Genomic DNA, 18,609 nt, shown 5'->3' with positions numbered 1-18,609 from the left:
ATGAAAACAATTGAATTGCATATCACATTACAGCCACAAGTATTAGACACACAAGGACAAGCTTTAAATCGCGCAGTACATGATTTAGGATACACACAAGTTAATGATATACGTGTTGGTAAATTATTGTACATGACAGTTGATGAAGCTACTGATGCTGCAGTTCACAATGTCGTTACAACTTTAAGCGAAAAACTTTTTGCAAACACCGTTATTGAAGAATATAGCTACAAAGTATTGGAAGAAGGGGAGAAAGCATAATGAAATTTGCAGTGCTAAAATTCCCAGGATCCAATTGTGATAGGGACATGTATAATGCAGCATTGAAATCTGGTGTAGAAGCAGAATATGTCGACTATAGAAATACATCTTTAGAAGGTTTTGACGGTGTTTTAATACCTGGTGGTTTCTCTTTTGGTGACTATTTACGTTCAGGTGCGATGGCAAGTGTTGCACCTATCACTGAAGAAGTGAAACGTTTCGCTAAAGAAGGGAAACCTGTATTAGGTGTTTGTAACGGATTTCAAATTCTTACAGAAATAGGTTTGCTGCCAGGTGCATTATTGCATAATGATTCACATTTATTTGTAAGTCGTAATGAACTACTAAAAGTAGTCAATAATCATACACCTTTCACTAATTTATATGAAGAGAATGAAAATGTAGTATATCCTGTAGCGCATGGGGAAGGTCATTACTATTGTACATCAGAAATGTATGACAGATTAGAAGAAAACAATCAAATCATTTTAAAATACAAGGATAACCCCAACGGTTCTTACAATGATATTGCAGGTATTGTAAATAAAAACGGAAATGTTTGTGGAATGATGCCGCACCCTGAACGCGCGATGGAATCTTTATTAGGTACTGATAGTGGCGTTAAATTATTTGAAGCAATGGTTAATAGTTGGAGGGAACAAAATGTCTAAGTTTATCGAACCAAGTGTGGAAGAAATCAAATTAGAAAAACGATATAAAGATATGGGTTTATCGGAGTCAGAATACGATAAAGTATGTGAAATTTTAGGTCGTGAGCCCAATTTTACTGAAACTGGTATTTTCTCTGTCATGTGGAGTGAACATTGTTCTTATAAACATTCCAAGCCATTTTTAACTCAGTTTCCAACGTCAGGATCACATGTGTTGATGGGGCCTGGTGAAGGTGCAGGCGTCGTAGATATTGGTGACAACCAAGCAGTAGTATTTAAAGTTGAATCACATAATCATCCCTCTGCTGTTGAACCATATCAAGGTGCTGCTACTGGGGTAGGAGGCATTATAAGAGATATTGTTTCAATCGGTGCTAGACCAATAAATTTATTAAATAGTTTACGCTTTGGTGAATTGTCAGAAAAACAAAATCGTCGATTATTACGTGGCGTAGTAGCCGGTATTGGCGGTTATGGCAATTGTATTGGGATTCCAACAACTGCGGGTGAGATAGAATTTGATGATAGATATGATGGCAATCCATTGGTCAATGCAATGTGCGTAGGTATCATTGATCACGATAAAATTCAAAAAGGTACTGCTAAAGGCTCCGGTAATTCAGTTATATATGTGGGATTAAAGACAGGACGTGATGGCATTCATGGTGCTACTTTTGCATCTGAAGAACTAAGTGAAGATAGTGAAAGTAAGAGACCTTCAGTACAAATTGGTGACCCATTTGTTGGAAAAAAATTAATGGAAGCAACTTTAGAAGCAATAACATTTGATGAGCTAGTAGGTATCCAAGATATGGGGGCAGCAGGATTAACATCATCATCTTCTGAAATGGCTGCTAAAGGTGGAAGTGGTTTACATCTACAATTAGAAAAAGTTCCAACAAGAGAAAAAGGTATTTCACCTTATGAAATGATGCTTTCTGAAACTCAGGAACGCATGTTATTAGTAGTTGAAAAAGGATCTGAAGATAAATTCTTAAATTTATTTGATAAGCATGAATTAGATAGTGCTGTTATCGGTGAAGTTACAGATACAGATCGTTTTGTACTTACATATGAAGATGAAATTTTCGCTGATATACCCGTACAGCCATTGTCAGATGAAGCACCTGTTTACGTGCTTGAAGGTGAAACTCCTCAATATAATGAACCTAAAAATGAATACAGTGACATAGATGTCGAAGATGTATTTAATCGTTTACTCATTCATCCAACGATTGCTTCAAAACGTTATTTATACGAGCAGTATGATCAACAAGTTGGTGCGAATACTATTGTCAAACCGGGCTTACAATCATCAGTTGTTCGTGTTGAAGGATCAAATAAAGCAATTGCTTCTACGATAGATGGTGAGGCACGATATGTCTTTAATCATCCATACGAAGGCGGAAAGATGGTAGTAGCAGAAGCATACCGTAATTTGATTTCTGTAGGTGCTACACCTTTAGCGATGACCGATTGTTTGAATTATGGATCACCGGAGAAAAAAGAAATTTATCAACAATTAGCAGATTCTACTAAAGGTATGGCTGAAGCCTGTGAAATATTAAAGACACCAGTCGTTTCTGGCAATGTATCCTTGTATAACGAAACAAAAGAAACTTCAATATTCCCAACACCAGTCGTAGGTATGGTTGGTTTGATTGAAGAAATTGATTATTTCAATGATTTTACGCCAAAAGTGGGTGATACGCTTTATGTTGTAGGCGATACATTTAGCGATTTTGGTGGGAGTCAAATTGAGAAATTACTTTTCAGTAAGGTGAATCATGAAGTTGAAACCATTGATTTATCAAATGAAGTCAAAAGAGGAGAGTCGATTAAAAGGGCAATACGTAATGGTATAGCATCCCACGTACAAACAGTGGGTAAAGGTGGCCTGTTAATGACTTTTGCTCGTATCAGTGCACATTATCAAATGGGCTTAAATGTAACTTTAAATCTAAAAAATGAGCAATTATTCAGTGAAACGCAAGGGCGTTATGTAGTAGCAGTAAAAGGTGACCAACCTTTAGATATCGCAGATGCTATTAAAGTTGGTACATTAACAGAAGATGGAAAATTTGTAGTTTCTAACGGGGACACGTTAATTTCACGTGATGTGAAACAATTGAATGAACAGTGGGAAGGAGCAATTCCTAAATGTATGACTACAACGGATTAAACGAAGAATGTGGCGTTTTTGGTATTTGGAATCATCATGAAGCAGCACAATTGACGTATATGGGTTTACATAGTTTACAACATAGAGGTCAAGAAGGCGCAGGTATGGTGTGTTCTGATGGACAAAAACTCACTGGAGAAAGAGGGCTTGGCCTATTGACTGAAGCCATTTCAGATACACAGTTGGAATCATTTAAGTCCTATCAACATGCGATTGGTCATGTACGATATGCGACATCGGGGAATAAAGGTATAGAGAATATTCAGCCATTTTTGTACCATTTTTATGATATGAGTGTCGCAGTTTGTCATAACGGAAACCTTATAAATGCACAAAGTTTAAGAAAATCTCTTGAGCATCAAGGTTCTATTTTCCATTCTTCTTCAGATACAGAAGTAATCATGCATTTAATTCGTAAAAGTAAAGCGCCAACCTTTGAAGCAGCGTTACAGGAAAGTTTACGAAAAATAAAAGGTGGTTTTACATTTGCGTTATTAACAAAAGATGCATTATATGGTGCTGTTGATCCAAATGCAATCAGACCTTTAGTTGTAGGAAAAATGAAAACAGGTGCTTACATCATCGCAAGTGAAACTTGTGCTATAGATGTTTTAGGTGCAACGTATGTAAGAGATATCCATGCAGGTGAATATGTGGTTATCAATGATGAAGGTATTCGAGTAGAGTCTTATACGAGACATACGAATACGGCGATATCAGCTATGGAGTATATTTATTTTGCTAGACCAGATTCAACTATTGCAGGAAAAAATGTTCATGCGATTCGTAAACAATCTGGTAAACAATTAGCGTTAGAAAGTCCAGTTGAAAATGCAGATATGGTTATTGGCGTACCTAATTCTTCACTCTCAGCAGCCTCTGGTTATGCTGAACAAAGCGGTTTGCCATATGAGATGGGGTTAGTCAAAAATCAATATGTAGCGCGTACATTTATTCAACCAACTCAAGAATTAAGAGAGCAAGGTGTAAGGGTCAAATTATCGGCAGTAAAGGATATCGTACAAGGCAAAAATATCGTCTTAGTGGATGATTCTATTGTTAGAGGCACGACGAGTAAGCGTATAGTACAAATGCTAAAAGATGCAGGAGCTAATGAAGTGCATGTACGTATTGCTTCACCTGAATTTATGTTTCCAAGCTTTTATGGTATAGACGTTTCAACTACTGCTGAACTCATATCAGCGAGCAAATCACCTTCAGAAATCAGTGAACATATTGGTTCAGATTCTCTGGCCTATCTAACTGTAGCTGGTTTAATAGATTCAATTGGCCTTGATGTAGATGCTCCTTATAAAGGATTATGTGTAGAAAGTTTTACAGGTGATTATCCTGCTGGTCTTTATGATTATGAACAAGATTATTTTGAACATTTAAGCGAACGTCAAAAAGAATATTTAGCAAATCATAAACAATACTTTGATAGAGAGGGTAATTTAAATGTCTAAAGCATACCAACAAGCAGGTGTTGATATTAGTGCAGGTTATGAAGCGGTTGAACGTATGTCAAGTCATGTTCAAAGAACAATGCGTAAAGAAGTCTTAGGTGGATTAGGCGGTTTTGGTGCTACATTCGATTTATCACAGTTAAATATGAAAGCACCATTACTCGTATCTGGAACAGATGGTGTTGGTACTAAATTAAAGTTAGCGATTGATAATGACAAACACGATACGATAGGTATTGATGCAGTAGCGATGTGTGTCAATGATATTTTAACAACTGGTGCAGAACCATTGTATTTCTTAGATTATATTGCAACACATAAAGTTGTTCCAGAAGTTATTGAACAGATTGTTAAAGGGGTTAGTGACGGTTGCGAAGCTACAAATACAGCCCTGATTGGTGGCGAAACAGCTGAAATGGGTGAAATGTATCATGAAGGTGAATATGATTTAGCAGGATTCGCTGTAGGAGCTGTAGAAAAAGAAGCTTATATAGACGGTTCAGCCGTTAAACCAGGTGATGTAATTATAGGTCTTGAATCAAGTGGTATACACTCTAACGGTTACAGCTTAGTACGTAATATAATAAAAAAATCAGGTATTAATCTACAAGACAAATTTGATCAAAATCACACATTTTTAGATATCTTTTTAGAACCAACACGACTATATGTCAAGCCTGTATTAGCTGTAAAAGAACACGTAAACATACATGCGATGACGCATATTACTGGTGGCGGATTTATTGAAAATATTCCAAGAGCATTGCCTGAGGGTGTAGGTGCGATGATTGATGTAACTCAATTTCCAACACCAAAGATATTTGAATGGTTGCAAAAACAAGGCAATATTTCGACTAAAGAAATGTACAATGTATTTAATATGGGTATCGGTTTCACCTTAGTTGTTGATGCTAATGATGAAGCTAAAGTATTAAATACGTTACAACAAGCACAAGTAAATGCATATAGAATTGGTGAAATTGTTAAAAGTGAAACGCCAATTCATTTGACGGGGGTATGAAAGTGACAAAAATTGCTATCTTTGCTTCAGGGTCAGGAAGTAACTTTGAAAGTATCATGTCACAAATAGAAGCAGGTCATTTGCCGAACATTGAAGTGACTGCTTTATATACGGATCAGGTTAATGCTTATTGTATTGAGCGAGCAAGAAAATATCATTTAGATGTACATATTAATGAGCTTAAAAATTTTGATTCTAAAGCAGATTATGAGCGGAAAATCATTGAATGGTTAACAACAGAAAAAGTTGAATGGATTATTTTAGCTGGTTATATGAAATTAATCGGTGAAAATATATTAAATGCCTATCAAAAACGTATCATTAATATTCATCCTTCATTATTGCCGAAATATCGTGGTAAAGACGCGATTGGTCAAGCATTAAATAGTGGTGACAAGATCACAGGCACAACAGTACATTTTGTAGATAGTGGGATGGATACAGGAGAAATTATTGAACAACGTACATGTGAAATAAAACCGGATGATACGAAAGAACAATTAGAAGAAAGAATAAAAGCAATTGAACATGAATTGTATCCAGAAGTTATTTCAAAAATTATTCAATAAGAGGTGCCAATAAACATGAAAAAGGCAATTTTAAGCGTATCTAATAAAACAGGCATTGTACCTTTTGCACAATCACTCCAACAGTTAGGTTATGAGTTATATTCGACTGGTGGTACGATGCGAACGTTAGTCGATGAAAATATTGCAGTTAAATCTATATCAGAACTTACACATTTTGACGAAATTATGGATGGGAGAGTCAAGACATTACATCCAGCGGTTCATGGTGGTATTTTAGCTGATCGTAATAAACCAGAACATTTAGAACAATTAAAAGAACAGCAAATTGATTTAATAGACATGGTTGTTGTAAATCTATATCCATTCAAGGAGACTGTTGCCAATCCAGATGTTACAGAAAATGACGCGATTGAAAATATAGATATTGGTGGGCCTACTATGTTACGTGCAGCAGCTAAAAACTTTAAACACGTTACTACAATTGTTCATCCATCAGATTATAATGAAGTGATTGAAAAACTAAAATCAAATCAATTAGATGAATCTTATAGAAAATCATTGATGATTAAAGTATTTGAACATACGAATCAATATGATAATGCAATTGTTGATTTCTTTAAAGAAAATAAAGAAAGTTTAAGATATGGTGAAAATCCACAACAACAAGCATCATTTGTAAGAACATCTGATGCCAATCATACGTTAGGTGGCGCGAAACAGTTGCATGGTAAGCAATTGAGTTATAACAACATTAAAGATGCAGATGCGGCGTTATCTTTAGTTAAGCAATTTGAAACACCAGCTGCAGTTGCAGTCAAACATATGAATCCTTGTGGTGTAGGTATTGGAACAAATATTTCTGAAGCTTATCAGCGTACATTTGAAGCGGATAGCCAATCCATTTTTGGAGGTATCGTTGCTTTAAATAGAACCGTTGATGCCACTTTGGCTGAAACGCTGCACAGCATATTCTTGGAAGTGATTATTGCACCGAAATTTTCCGATGAAGCGTTAGCGATTTTAAATAAAAAGAAAAATATTAGATTATTAGAAATTGATATGACAATTGATAATAATGAGCAAGAAATAGTATCTGTTTCAGGTGGATATTTAATACAAGATAAAGACAATGTATTAATCAAACGTGATGATTTAAAAGTCGTTACAGAAAATGCACCTACAGAAACTCAATGGGATGCAATGTTGCTTGGTTGGAAAGTGGTTGCCTCTGTTAAAAGTAATGCGATTATCCTATGCAACGATAAACAAACAGTCGGTATTGGTGCCGGTCAAATGAATCGGGTAGGATCAGCACAAATTGCAATAGAACGTGCGATTGAAATTAATGATAATGTCGTAATGGTTTCAGATGGTTTCTTCCCGATGGATGATACGGTAGAACTAGCTGCGCAACATGGTATTAAAGCGATCATTCAACCAGGTGGTTCAATTAAAGATCAAGATTCAATAGATATGGCTAATAAATATGGCATTGCAATGGTAACGACTGGCATTAGACACTTTAAACATTAAAATATTGGAGGCAAAATTATTTATGAAAGTACTAGTCATTGGCACAGGCGGAAGAGAACATATTTTAGCACACAAGTTAAAACAATCTTCACTCGTAAATGAAATTTTTGCAATTCCAGGGAATGACGCAATGTCAGACATTGCAGATGTACATTGTGAAATAGCGGAAACGGACCACACTCAGATTGTTGAATTTGCTGTTGAGCATGATATTTCGTGGGTGATTATTGGCCCCGAACAACCACTTACTGAAGGTTTAGCAGATAAATTAAACGCAAAACAAATTAAAGTGTTTGGGCCAAATCAAGCAGCGGCTCAGATTGAAGGATCAAAATTATTCGCAAAGCAGTTAATGCAGAAATATCATATTCCTACTGCAGAATATAAAGAAATATCAAACAAATCTGATGCACTAAGTTATATTGAAACATGCCAGTATCCTATCGTATTAAAGAAAGATGGTTTGGCAGCTGGTAAAGGTGTAATTATAGCTGAGAATTATGGTGAAGCTGAAGCAGCGGTTCATTCATTGTATCTACAAGAGCTTGGTACAGTTGTCTTTGAGCAATTTTTAGAAGGTGAAGAATTCTCATTGATGACATTTGTAAATGGTGATTATGCCGTGCCATTTGATTGTATTGCGCAAGATCATAAACGTGCATATGATGACGATAAAGGGCCTAACACAGGTGGTATGGGGGCGTATTGTCCTGTACCTCATATAGATAAGGAAGTACTTAACCTCACGAATGAAGTCATTGCACAACCTATAGCTCAAGCAATGTATAAAGAAGGTTATGAATTTTTTGGCGTCCTTTATATTGGTGTGATTTTAACAGCAGATGGTCCGAAAGTAATAGAATTTAATGCTAGATTTGGCGACCCTGAAGCACAAGTATTACTAACGAGATTGGAAAGTGATTTAATGCAACATATCTTAGATTTAGAGGCTAAAAAGAATATAGCATTTAAATGGAAAGATTCGTCTGTCGTTGGTGTAATGCTTGCTTCTAAAGGGTACCCTGGTAATTACGAAAAAGGTAAGACTGTTTCAGGTTTTGATTTAAATGGTAATTATTTTGTCAGTGGTTTGAAAAGAGATAGGGATAAATTTGTCACCAATGGTGGTCGTGTCATCTTAGCATTAGGAGAAGGTCATGATATTGCTACTGCTAAAGCAAATGCCTATAAAGCTGCAGAAAAAATTCAAAGTGATGGACTATTTTATCGAAAAGATATTAGTAATAAAGCAATAAAACATTTATAAATATTAAAAAAGTCGTAATTTCTATTTAGATGTGTATAGAAATTACGACTTTTTAAATTTTGAAACTGTATATCGTTAAAAGCTATGTGTTCACAAATCAATCTATGTAAATTGACATAGAAAAAGATAAGACAAAGTGGTTTAGTTTTTGTCTTATCTTTTCTTAATTGGATAGTAATGAATTTTGGATAAAATAAGGTAATCGTTAATATATATTTTTTATACGAACATCGTTTATACCTGTAATCGGTAAGTGAAGTGCTAAGAAATAAGCAACAACCAAAATGATGATAAAAACGATGATTAATAGAAAGTCTTTATACGAGAAAGGTGTATGATAATAGTAGGTGCGCGGACCATCTTTAAAACCTTTTTTCTCCATTGCAACAGCAAGTTGATGTGCTTTTCTAATGTTTTGGCTTAAAAGTGGAATCATAAGATGTTTGATTCTACTAAATAAATTGTAATTTTGTTGAGAGATAATTTGATATCTCATTTTTAAAGACTTTCTAAGTTGAACTAAAGTGCTAATCATTAATGGCACCATTCTTATAGCAGCCATAAAAGCATAAGCAACTTTAGGCTTAACTTTTAAATGTTGCATTAGGCTGTAAAAGACCATTACAATTTCAGAAGTGAAAGCAATTAAAATACCGAAAAACGAAACAGTTGTTGTACGTAATGCTAAATGCAGCCCTCTAACTAAACTTTCAGTACTAATTTGAATAAATCCTAATTTAAACAATATATGAGTACCTTCACCATAAAAAATCATGAATAAAGCTGAAATTAGGCTGAAAGTTATAGTAAAGAAAATAAAAGCAAATGTTATTTTAAATTTTATACCATTGAACATTAATAAAAACAAGAACATCAATAGACAAATATAAATCATAAAATCGAATTGATGTACAAATATAACAAAGAAAAACAAAAAAACAGCTAATGCTAACTTTGTAATGATATTCACATCATCCATGAAAGAGTAGTGTTTTTTCCACATTTCAAACATGATGCTCACCTGCTATCTCTAGAATATGTTTTTGACTTACACACAATTTACGTGTTGGATAGCGTGCGATAATTTCAGGATCATGTGTAACCATAATAATTGTTTGGCCATCTCTAACGCGATGTTGGAATAATTTAATTAAATTAAATGTATTATGACTATCTAAACCGAATGTTGGCTCATCTAATAAAATATATTCTGATGTAGAGCTTAAAGCTATAGCTACACTCAGTCTACGTTTCTGCCCGATTGACAGTTCATAAGGGTGTTGTGATTGAACATCTTCTAAATTTAACATTTTAAGCATTTGAATTGTTTTTTCTTCAGCTTCTGATATAGAAGGATAATTAGCTTTGTTTTGTATAAAAATTTCTTTGTAAACTGAATTCGCAATAAATTGAATTTCAGGATTTTGATATACAAGATACATATTTTTAGCAGCTTCTTTGATTTTAGTAAGCTTTTTGCCATCAAAAGACATTGTGCCTTCATATTTAATAAGCTGCATCATCGATTCTAATAAAGAAGTCTTGCCTGAGCCGTTTGGACCGGTGATTGTAATCCATTCGCCACTAGTGATATTAAGTTTTGGTATATCGATAAGTGTCTTTTTACTTCTTTTTATAGTGCCTTGTTCAAAAAGAAATAGATGCTCATTGGCATATTGAATATTAGATTGCTGTAAATCTATAGGTAAAGGTGCTTTATCCCAAGCTTTTGGATGCCAAACGCCATATTCGGATAAAAGGTGTTCATAGTTGTTTAATATGTCAGCTGGTGAGGCATCACCAATAATAACACCATCATAGTTTAATAATATTACACGATCGATATGCTGCCATATATGTTCTACTTTATGTTCAACTATAATCACAGTTTGATCTTGCCATAACGCTTTAATCTTATTCCATAATTCTTCTGTTGATGTTACATCTAACATCGCGGTTGGTTCATCTAGAAATAAAGTATTAGCTTGTTGTAATAATGTTTCTGCAATTGCTAATTTTTGTTTCATACCGCCACTTAAATTATTGATATATTGGTCTTTATTGACGTTTAAATCAACAGACTCGAGTGCTGATTCAATCAATGCATCCATTTTATGTCGTGGCGTTTGTAAATTTTCAAGGACAAAGGCGAGTTCCTCATATACCTTTGGCATACAAAATTGGCTATCAGGTTCTTGAAAAATAACACCACAATCTTGATCAATCTCTAATTTATCGTATTTCATTGGCAATTCAATGAGATTTGGTACGATACCACTTAAAACATTCAATAACGTGCTTTTACCTGAACCAGAGGGACCAAGTATAAGCACCTTCTCTTTATCTTTAATTTCAAGTGATAAATTGTCGAATATTTTCTTTTGTCCATTTGGATATTTAAGACGTAGATTTTCAGTGACTATCAACTTTTATGCTCCTTATAAATTGTCATAATCTTTTTGTGTTGCAGGTCTGAATAATTTGGTTACGCCAGTTTGATCTAATATTTTCACAATATAATAGGACAACAATCCAGCAACAACAATACCGCTAATCAATCTAAATACGATATAAAGTGTTAAGTTCCATCCTGCAATTTCTCCTAAATAACCATAAGCAAAATCAAGAGGAAGTGTCGCAACAGATGCTAAAAATCCTGCTAACATAGCTACCATTGCTGAACGTGATTTATATCTAAAAATAGCGAAAATAATCTCACATGCTAATCCTTGAAGTAATGCATAGACCATTGTTGGAATATCAAATCTTCCCATGACAATTGTTTCACCTGCACCAGCAGCAAATTCAGCTAAAATCGCAATACCAGCTTTTGGTATAATCAAATATGCAACAATCGCAGCCATAAACCATGCACCATATGTTAGTTCTTCAATATGAAGACCAGAAACTTGCACTGCCTTATATACTAAAGTCCAAATATTATAGACGATAGCAAACACAACAGCTATAAGTACGGTTACTAAAATTTCTGATAGTTTTAAACCTTTTGACATAAATTCTCCTCCAATAAAAAAACGCACAACCATCTAGAAGTTGCGCGTTAAATATAGGCATACGGATACCGAAAAACATATCACGATACACTTTCCTACGCTAGTTTAATCTAGATCAGGTTCAAAGGGTTTGAGGGTATACCTCATCTCAGTCACTAAACACCCCTAGTGCGAATATTAAATTTAATTTTAACTATAATGTATGACTTTTAATTAGTTATGTCAAGGTGTATTAACGTTGAATTTGATATTTATGACTTAAATCACAGCACATAACATAAGGTTAAATAAAGACTTTTTGTATAGTGCATTGGGTGATGTGGCAGTGTGGTTTTGTTAATTTAAGTTTGTTTAATTCATCGTTTTTAATGAAAAAAGGAATGATTAAGTTCAGTTACATATCACAATAAATACATTATGTAGTGTGATTTATAAGAAAGTGTTTTTAATTTTTGTCCAAATATATCGTTGTTAAGATGTTGTTGTGTGCTTCACTCATTTGTTTATAAGTGTGTTAGATTATAGTCTCGAACCATATTTTGAGTAAGAAGTATGAAAATCAAATGACATGATATTAAATAAAGGACTAAAACCATGTAAAAGTGGTTTTAGTCCTTTAGACTAATTATAAGATTGATGTTTCAGTTTTTTAATATTAACCTTGATAGTATGAACAAAAATTAAATGCTATTGTTCACTTTTAATTTAAATTATAATGTTCATATAGAAATCAAGCACATTTAGTTTAATCTAAAGTATCTTGAATATTTTTTTTCGTTTCTTCAGTACTATCTTCAGCAGATTCTTTTTTATCTTTCAATTTATCTTCAGCTTCTTTTGCTTTTTCAGCTGCTTTTTTATTTAATTCTTCTTTACTCATAGTTAAACACTCCTTCAATATTCAAATGACTTATGTTTTCAATATACCACTTTATTTGAAAACTAAACCACAAAGATCTAACTGTATATTACGTTAAATTTGAAATATTTGTTTAATCGATTATGTTTGGTGGAAACTTGACTGTACAACTATTTTCTATCATACTATAGACTTATTTATTGATTTATTAAAGACAAGAACTAAATGTTAATATATAATAACTTTGAGGTGAATGGTATGTCTTTTTTAAAGAAACACGCTGAGATATTATATAGTTATATAATAGGCATCGTTTCGCTCTTCACAGGTCTCATCATTTTAATAAATTTATCTATGGTCCATGACTTAAAGGATAAAGGTAAAATTGAATTACATATTCATAATGTTTGGGATTTTATAAATGCATTTTTTGCAGAAATCATAAGAGTCATGAGTAATTATATAGGGAATTTCCCTGTTATAAGTGCAGTATTAATTATTTTATTTGGTATTGTAGTCATCTTACTCGGATTCACGCTATTAAGAACAACAAGATATGATTATGATGTTTCAATCTTCTTCTTAGTGATAGGTATACTGTTCTTCATTATAACACTTATTTTAATGACACAAGTTTATAGCTTCTTTGCTATCATTTTTATTATCCCATTTGTAGTTCATATTGGGTATATTGTATATAAAGATGAATTAAATCCAGATCACAGAAAATATCATTATTTATTAATTATTTTCAGTTATGGGATAAGTTATTTAATTACGCAAATCGTATTATATGGAAGAATAGATAGCGACGAAATCATTCCTATTGATATTTTGAGTGTAAATACATTCTTTTTATTAATGTGGTTACTAGGTCAAATGTCAATTTGGAATTTCTTGTTTTTAAGAAGGGCACTTCCTTTAACAAAACAAGAATTAGGTGAAGAAGAACCTGAATTATCTAGAACAAGCAAAGGTACAGTTACAAACCAAACGAAAGAGCATTTGAAAAGTTTACAAGATAAGACAACTGAGTTTACTCGGAAAACACGTAGAAGTGTTGATATTCAAAAATTAAGAGATAAAAAAGACAAATTTATCGAAAAATGGAAGAATATTATTGATATACAAGAGGATGATATTCCAAATTGGATGAAAATTCCAAAATGGGTTAAGTCAGCTTATGTAGAAATATTTTGTGGTGTTGTATTATTATTCTTTACAATTATAGAATTTAATAATAGAAATGCTTTATTTGTTTCAGGTAATTGGGAAATTTCTCAAACACAATATGTGATTGAATGGATTACCTTATTATTACTAATGCTGATTATTATTGCTTATATATTAACGACATTAACGAACTTCTTGAGAGATAAATTCTATTATCTGCAGTTGTTTATGGTTAGTATATTATTTTTCAAATTGTTAACGGAATTTATGAATATTATGGTTCATGGCCTATTATTGTCAATTTTCATTACGCCAATATTGTTTGTGATGTTAATCGCAGTAATTGTATCATTTATTATTAAATTGCGTGAACCTTCAAAAGATTAACAAGTAAATAAACTTTTAAAGGACTGGCTATTGCTAAATGCCAGTCCTTTTTGATTCATGATTGAAATAACACAAAAGATAAAAAACAATAATACAATGTTTGAATTGAGAAATCATTCAATTATAGATAAATGATGTTACGATATTTCTTGAGATGATAGAATAAGAAAGCATAAATTATAAAATTAGAAGAAAGGCTGACATATAATTATGAAAACTGCCATATTAAATAAAGGTAAAGAAACGAAATATCTAAATGGATATCCATTAATCGATGATGATGACGTGTACGCGCATGACCATTTAAAAGAGGGCGATTTATTCTCGTTAGTAAATGATGAACAAACCTATATTGCAACTGCGTACGTCGGAAGGCAACATAAAGGACTTGGATGGGTATTGAGCTATGATGAAAATGAAGTGATTAATACTCAATTTTTTGAGAAACTTTTTGAAATCGCAATACAAGAAAGAGCGTATTTTTATAATATTGAAGGTACCAATGCTTTTAGAATATTTAATGGTGAAGGTGATGGTGTAGGTGGTCTAACTATTGATAATTATAACGGACACTTTTTAATACAATGGTATTCTAAAGGTATTTATAAATACCGTTATCAAATTTTAAATGCATTAAAAAATACCTTAGAATACAAATCTGTGTTTGAAAAAATGAGATTTAAAGATGCTCAAATAGCTGGAGGGTTTGTTGATGGGGAAGCACCAGAATTTCCTATTATAATCGAAGAAAATTTCATATTTTATAATGTGGATTTAAATGATGGCCCTATGACAGGTATTTTCTTGGATCAAAAAGAAGTACGAAAGAAATTAAGAGATCATTTTGCTGAGGATAGATATTTGTTAAATGTGTTTAGTTATACTGGTGCTTTTTCAGTTGTCTCAGCAGAAAAGGCCAAAGTCACTACTAGTGTTGATTTAGCTAACAGATCACGCACATTAACAGAAGAAAATTTTGGCTTAAATGCAATTGATCCAAAGACACAATATATATTTGTAATGGATACCTTTGATTATTTTAATTACGCGCGCCGTCATGATTTACTTTATGACACAATCGTTATTGATCCACCTAGTTTTGCAAGAAATAAGAAAAAAACTTTTTCAGTATTGAAAGATTACGATAAATTAATTCTAGGTGCTTTGGAAGTACTTTCGCCAAATGGGACTTTATTATTGTGTACAAATAATAGTACATTTTCATTAAAAGCATTTAAAAAAATGATTAAAGATACATTGAATAATGCAGAAGTTGATTTTGAACTATCAGAGGTGATGGGATTACCAAAAGATTTTAAAACACATCCACACTATAAACCATCAAAATATTTGAAGGCTATTTTTGTAAATATACAGTAATTTCTGTGAAAGAGGGTAATATTTTTACAGTACAAGATTTTACCAAGGAGTGAATATCATGAGTTTTAAAAATAAAATAACTAATAACGTAACACAGAAAGTCGGAAATAAAGTTTTGAATATTGAAGATATAAAAAATAAAAGCGATATACCAACGACTAACATAGAATTAGATGAACGTCGTCAACGCGCTCAAGCTATAGTGAGAAAAAAATCAATGTTATCTTCAAGTGTTAGTATTGTACCAATACCAGGCCTTGACTTTGGTGTCGATATCAAGCTAATGAGAGATATTATAGAAGACGTTAATAAAATCTATGGTTTAGATCACAAACAAGTAAATTCAATGAGAGAAGATGTAAAAGAACGTATTTTTACAGCTGCTGCAATACAGGGTAGTCAATTTATAGGTAGAAAAGTATCTAATGCCATATTAAAAGTCGTTATTAGAGATGTTGCAAAACGTATGGCTGCTAAACAAACAAAATGGTTCCCACTTGTAGGGCAAGCTATTTCGGCTTCAATCAGTTATTACTTTATGAAAAAAATCGGTGATGATCATATTGAAAAATGTGAAAAGGTTGTTAAATCTTTAATGTAATGGTGGAGCGTTTTCATAAAAAGTAACAATATTCATTGAATATTGTCATATCATGGGTGCAACGAATTGAATTTATATGTATAATTTGGTAATGTTATTATATAAAACTATGCTAGGTTTTATAATAAACTAACGATTCTAACTATACGAAGGAGACATCATATTATGGAACAAAAATCATATGTAATTATTGACGAAACAGGTATTCATGCACGTCCAGCTACAATGCTTGTTCAAACTGCATCAAAATTTGATTCAGATATTCAATTAGAATATAACGGTAAAAAAGTTAACTTGAAATCAATCATGGGTGTTATGAGTTTAGGTGTAGGTAAAGATGCTGAAATTACAATCTATGCTGATGGTAGCGATGAAACAGATGCAATGGAAGCGATTACTGATATCTTATCTAAAGAAGGATTAACTAAATAATATGTCTAATTACATTAATGGCATTGCTGCTTCAGATGGTGTAGCAATTGCTAAAGCATATTTATTAGTTGAACCTGATCTTTCATACGATAGTGAGAAGATTCGAGATGTCGACGCAGAAATTGCTAAGTTTCAAAATGCTATTGAAACATCTAAAGTTGAATTAACAAAAATTAGAAATAATGCTGAAAAAAATCTTGGTGCTGATAAAGCCGCTATTTTTGATGCACATTTACTAGTCTTAGATGATCCAGAGTTAATTCAACCGATTGAAGATAAAATAAAAAATGAACAAGTTAACGCACCAACTGCGCTTTCTGATGTAACTGGACAATTCATTACTATTTTTGAAGCGATGGATAATGAATACATGAAAGAGCGCGCTGCAGATATTCGTGATGTGTCAAAACGCGTTTTAGCACATATATTAGGTGTGGAATTACCAAATCCTAGTATGATTGATGAAAGCGTTGTTATTATAGGTAATGATTTAACACCTTCAGATACTGCTCAATTAAACAAGGAATTTGTACAAGGTTTTGTTACAAATATTGGAGGTAGAACTTCTCACTCAGCAATTATGAGTCGCTCACTAGAAATTGCTGCAGTAGTAGGAACGAAATCAATCACGCAAGAAGTTAAACAAGGTGATATGATTATTGTTGATGGTTTAACTGGCGAAGTGATTATTGATCCTACAGAAGACGAAGTCATTGCATATCAAAACAAGCGTGAACGTTTCTTTGAAGATAAAAAGGAACTTCAAAAATTACGCGATGAAGAAACAACAACTGTTGATGGTGCTCATGCTGAACTCGCTGCTAATATCGGTACACCAAATGATTTGAAAGGTGTAATTGAAAATGGCGCTGAAGGTGTCGGATTATATCGTACTGAATTTTTATATATGGGTAGAGACGAAATGCCGACTGAAGATGAACAATTTGAAGCTTATAAAAAAGTACTTGAAACAATGGAAGATAAACGCGTTGTTGTTCGTACTTTAGATATTGGTGGAGATAAGGAACTCCCATATTTAAATTTACCAGAAGAAATGAATCCATTCTTAGGATACCGTGCGATTCGTTTATGTTTAGATCAACCTGACATTTTCAGACCGCAATTGCGTGCTTTATTACGTGCGTCAGCTTATGGGAATTTAAATATTATGTTCCCAATGGTAGCGACAATTAAAGAATTCCGTGATGCGAAAGCATTGTTATTAGAGGAAAAAGAAAATTTAACAAATGAAGGTATTGAAGTATCTGATGATATAGAAGTTGGTATCATGGTAGAAATTCCTTCAACTGCAGCATTAGCAGATGTTTTTGCTAAAGAAGTAGATTTCTTCAGCATCGGAACGAACGATTTAATTCAATATACAATGGCCGCGGATCGTATGTCAGAGCGAGTATCTTACTTGTATCAACCATACAATCCAGCAATTTTACGTTTAGTGCAACAAGTGATTGATGCTTCTCATAAAGAAGGCAAATGGACTGGAATGTGTGGAGAAATGGCCGGAGATGAAATTGCTATTCCATTACTATTGGGCCTAGGATTAGACGAATTCTCTATGAGTGCTACATCAATTCTTAAAGCACGTCGTCAAATTAAAGGATTAAGTAAAAATGAGATGGAAGAGTTAGCGCAAAAAGCGATTAACTGTGCTACTTCTGAAGAAGTACAAGATTTAGTAAGTAATTATACGAAATAAAAAAAGCTGGTAATTCATTATATAATGGATTACCAGTTTTTTAGTTATTATATTTCGATTTATTTTAATACTAAGTAGATATACATATAATAGTGGATAATGAGCATTTATCAAC

Annotated in this window: 17 protein-coding genes and 1 riboswitch; of the genes, 13 read left to right on the top strand and 4 right to left on the bottom strand. The window is 33.0% G+C overall.

All coding sequences use genetic code 11. The annotated features are described in order from the left end of the window. From purS to purD, 8 genes are read left to right on the top strand one after another with little or no spacing between them, the layout of a single operon-like run. Positions 1–261: a phosphoribosylformylglycinamidine synthase subunit PurS gene (gene purS / locus CD150_RS00275; protein WP_019468141.1), complete on the top strand. Its 261-nt coding sequence runs from the start codon at positions 1–3 to the stop codon at positions 259–261. Then, positions 261–932, top strand: coding sequence for a phosphoribosylformylglycinamidine synthase I (purQ, locus tag CD150_RS00270; RefSeq protein ID WP_046207895.1), 672 nt, complete (start codon positions 261–263; stop codon positions 930–932). The genes purS and purQ overlap by 1 nt, the downstream gene beginning before the upstream one ends. Further along, on the top strand, positions 925–3,114 hold the full coding sequence (gene purL, locus CD150_RS00265; protein WP_070812712.1) for a phosphoribosylformylglycinamidine synthase subunit PurL: 2,190 nt from the start codon (positions 925–927) through the stop codon (positions 3,112–3,114). Before purQ ends, purL begins: the two co-directional genes overlap by 8 nt. Then, a complete protein-coding gene (purF, locus tag CD150_RS00260) occupies positions 3,093–4,580 on the top strand; it encodes an amidophosphoribosyltransferase (protein ID WP_070038035.1) in 1,488 nt (495 codons plus the stop codon). The genes purL and purF overlap by 22 nt, the downstream gene beginning before the upstream one ends. Then, positions 4,573–5,601 (top strand): phosphoribosylformylglycinamidine cyclo-ligase, encoded by a 1,029-nt coding sequence (purM, locus tag CD150_RS00255; protein WP_073342526.1) that lies wholly within the window; start codon positions 4,573–4,575, stop codon positions 5,599–5,601. The genes purF and purM overlap by 8 nt, the downstream gene beginning before the upstream one ends. Before the next feature lie 2 nt (positions 5,602–5,603). Next, entirely contained in the window at positions 5,604–6,170 is a 567-nt protein-coding gene (gene purN / locus CD150_RS00250) for a phosphoribosylglycinamide formyltransferase (RefSeq protein ID WP_046207891.1), read from the top strand. Positions 6,171–6,185: 15 nt separating this feature from the next. Further along, a complete protein-coding gene (gene purH, locus CD150_RS00245; protein WP_073342522.1) occupies positions 6,186–7,664 on the top strand; it encodes a bifunctional phosphoribosylaminoimidazolecarboxamide formyltransferase/IMP cyclohydrolase in 1,479 nt (492 codons plus the stop codon). A 22-nt stretch (positions 7,665–7,686) separates the two neighbouring features. Beyond that, the gene (gene purD, locus CD150_RS00240; protein ID WP_103161237.1) at positions 7,687–8,931 is read left to right on the top strand and encodes a phosphoribosylamine--glycine ligase; all 1,245 of its coding nucleotides are present in this window, start codon (positions 7,687–7,689) and stop codon (positions 8,929–8,931) included. Between the two features lie 205 nt (positions 8,932–9,136). On the opposite strand, the gene CD150_RS00235 is transcribed toward purD, so the two are convergent. From CD150_RS00235 to graF, 4 genes are all read right to left on the bottom strand, one after another. Beyond that, positions 9,137–9,943: an energy-coupling factor transporter transmembrane component T family protein gene (locus CD150_RS00235; RefSeq protein WP_046207888.1), complete on the bottom strand. Its 807-nt coding sequence runs from the start codon at positions 9,941–9,943 to the stop codon at positions 9,137–9,139. Further along, positions 9,936–11,357 carry an ABC transporter ATP-binding protein gene (locus CD150_RS00230; RefSeq protein ID WP_073342513.1) on the bottom strand — a complete coding sequence of 474 codons (1,422 nt, stop codon included), beginning with the start codon at positions 11,355–11,357 and terminating at the stop codon, positions 9,936–9,938. The genes CD150_RS00235 and CD150_RS00230 overlap by 8 nt, the downstream gene beginning before the upstream one ends. 12 nt (positions 11,358–11,369) lie before the next feature. Next, a complete protein-coding gene (locus CD150_RS00225) occupies positions 11,370–11,945 on the bottom strand; it encodes an ECF transporter S component (RefSeq protein ID WP_046207886.1) in 576 nt (191 codons plus the stop codon). A 75-nt stretch (positions 11,946–12,020) separates the two neighbouring features. Beyond that, a riboswitch (TPP riboswitch) is annotated at positions 12,021–12,122 on the bottom strand. Positions 12,123–12,690: 568 nt separating this feature from the next. After that, positions 12,691–12,825, bottom strand: a complete 135-nt coding sequence (gene graF / locus CD150_RS13565; protein WP_196296357.1) for a glycopeptide resistance-associated protein GraF — start codon at positions 12,823–12,825, stop codon at positions 12,691–12,693. Positions 12,826–13,062: 237 nt separating this feature from the next. Between graF and auxA the strand changes: the two genes are divergently transcribed. From auxA to ptsP, 5 genes are all read left to right on the top strand, one after another. Further along, complete coding sequence (auxA, locus tag CD150_RS00220) at positions 13,063–14,364, top strand: lipoteichoic acid stability factor AuxA (protein ID WP_073342509.1); 1,302 nt, start codon at positions 13,063–13,065, stop codon at positions 14,362–14,364. 210 nt (positions 14,365–14,574) lie between these two features. Then, positions 14,575–15,744, top strand: a complete 1,170-nt coding sequence (locus CD150_RS00215) for a class I SAM-dependent rRNA methyltransferase (protein ID WP_103161236.1) — start codon at positions 14,575–14,577, stop codon at positions 15,742–15,744. Positions 15,745–15,802: 58 nt separating this feature from the next. Beyond that, positions 15,803–16,345: a DUF697 domain-containing protein gene (locus CD150_RS00210; RefSeq protein WP_046207883.1), complete on the top strand. Its 543-nt coding sequence runs from the start codon at positions 15,803–15,805 to the stop codon at positions 16,343–16,345. Positions 16,346–16,510: 165 nt separating this feature from the next. Further along, complete coding sequence (locus tag CD150_RS00205; protein ID WP_019467646.1) at positions 16,511–16,777, top strand: phosphocarrier protein HPr; 267 nt, start codon at positions 16,511–16,513, stop codon at positions 16,775–16,777. A 1-nt stretch (position 16,778) separates the two neighbouring features. After that, on the top strand, positions 16,779–18,494 hold the full coding sequence (ptsP, locus tag CD150_RS00200) for a phosphoenolpyruvate--protein phosphotransferase (protein ID WP_103161235.1): 1,716 nt from the start codon (positions 16,779–16,781) through the stop codon (positions 18,492–18,494). The last annotated feature ends 115 nt before the right edge of the window (positions 18,495–18,609 follow it).

The organism is Staphylococcus ureilyticus, from assembly GCF_002902235.1.
GTDB classification, from domain to species: Bacteria; Bacillota; Bacilli; order Staphylococcales; family Staphylococcaceae; genus Staphylococcus; species Staphylococcus ureilyticus.
The sequence above is the reverse complement of the archived record's forward strand: the minus strand, read 5'-3'. Positions and strand labels throughout refer to the sequence as shown.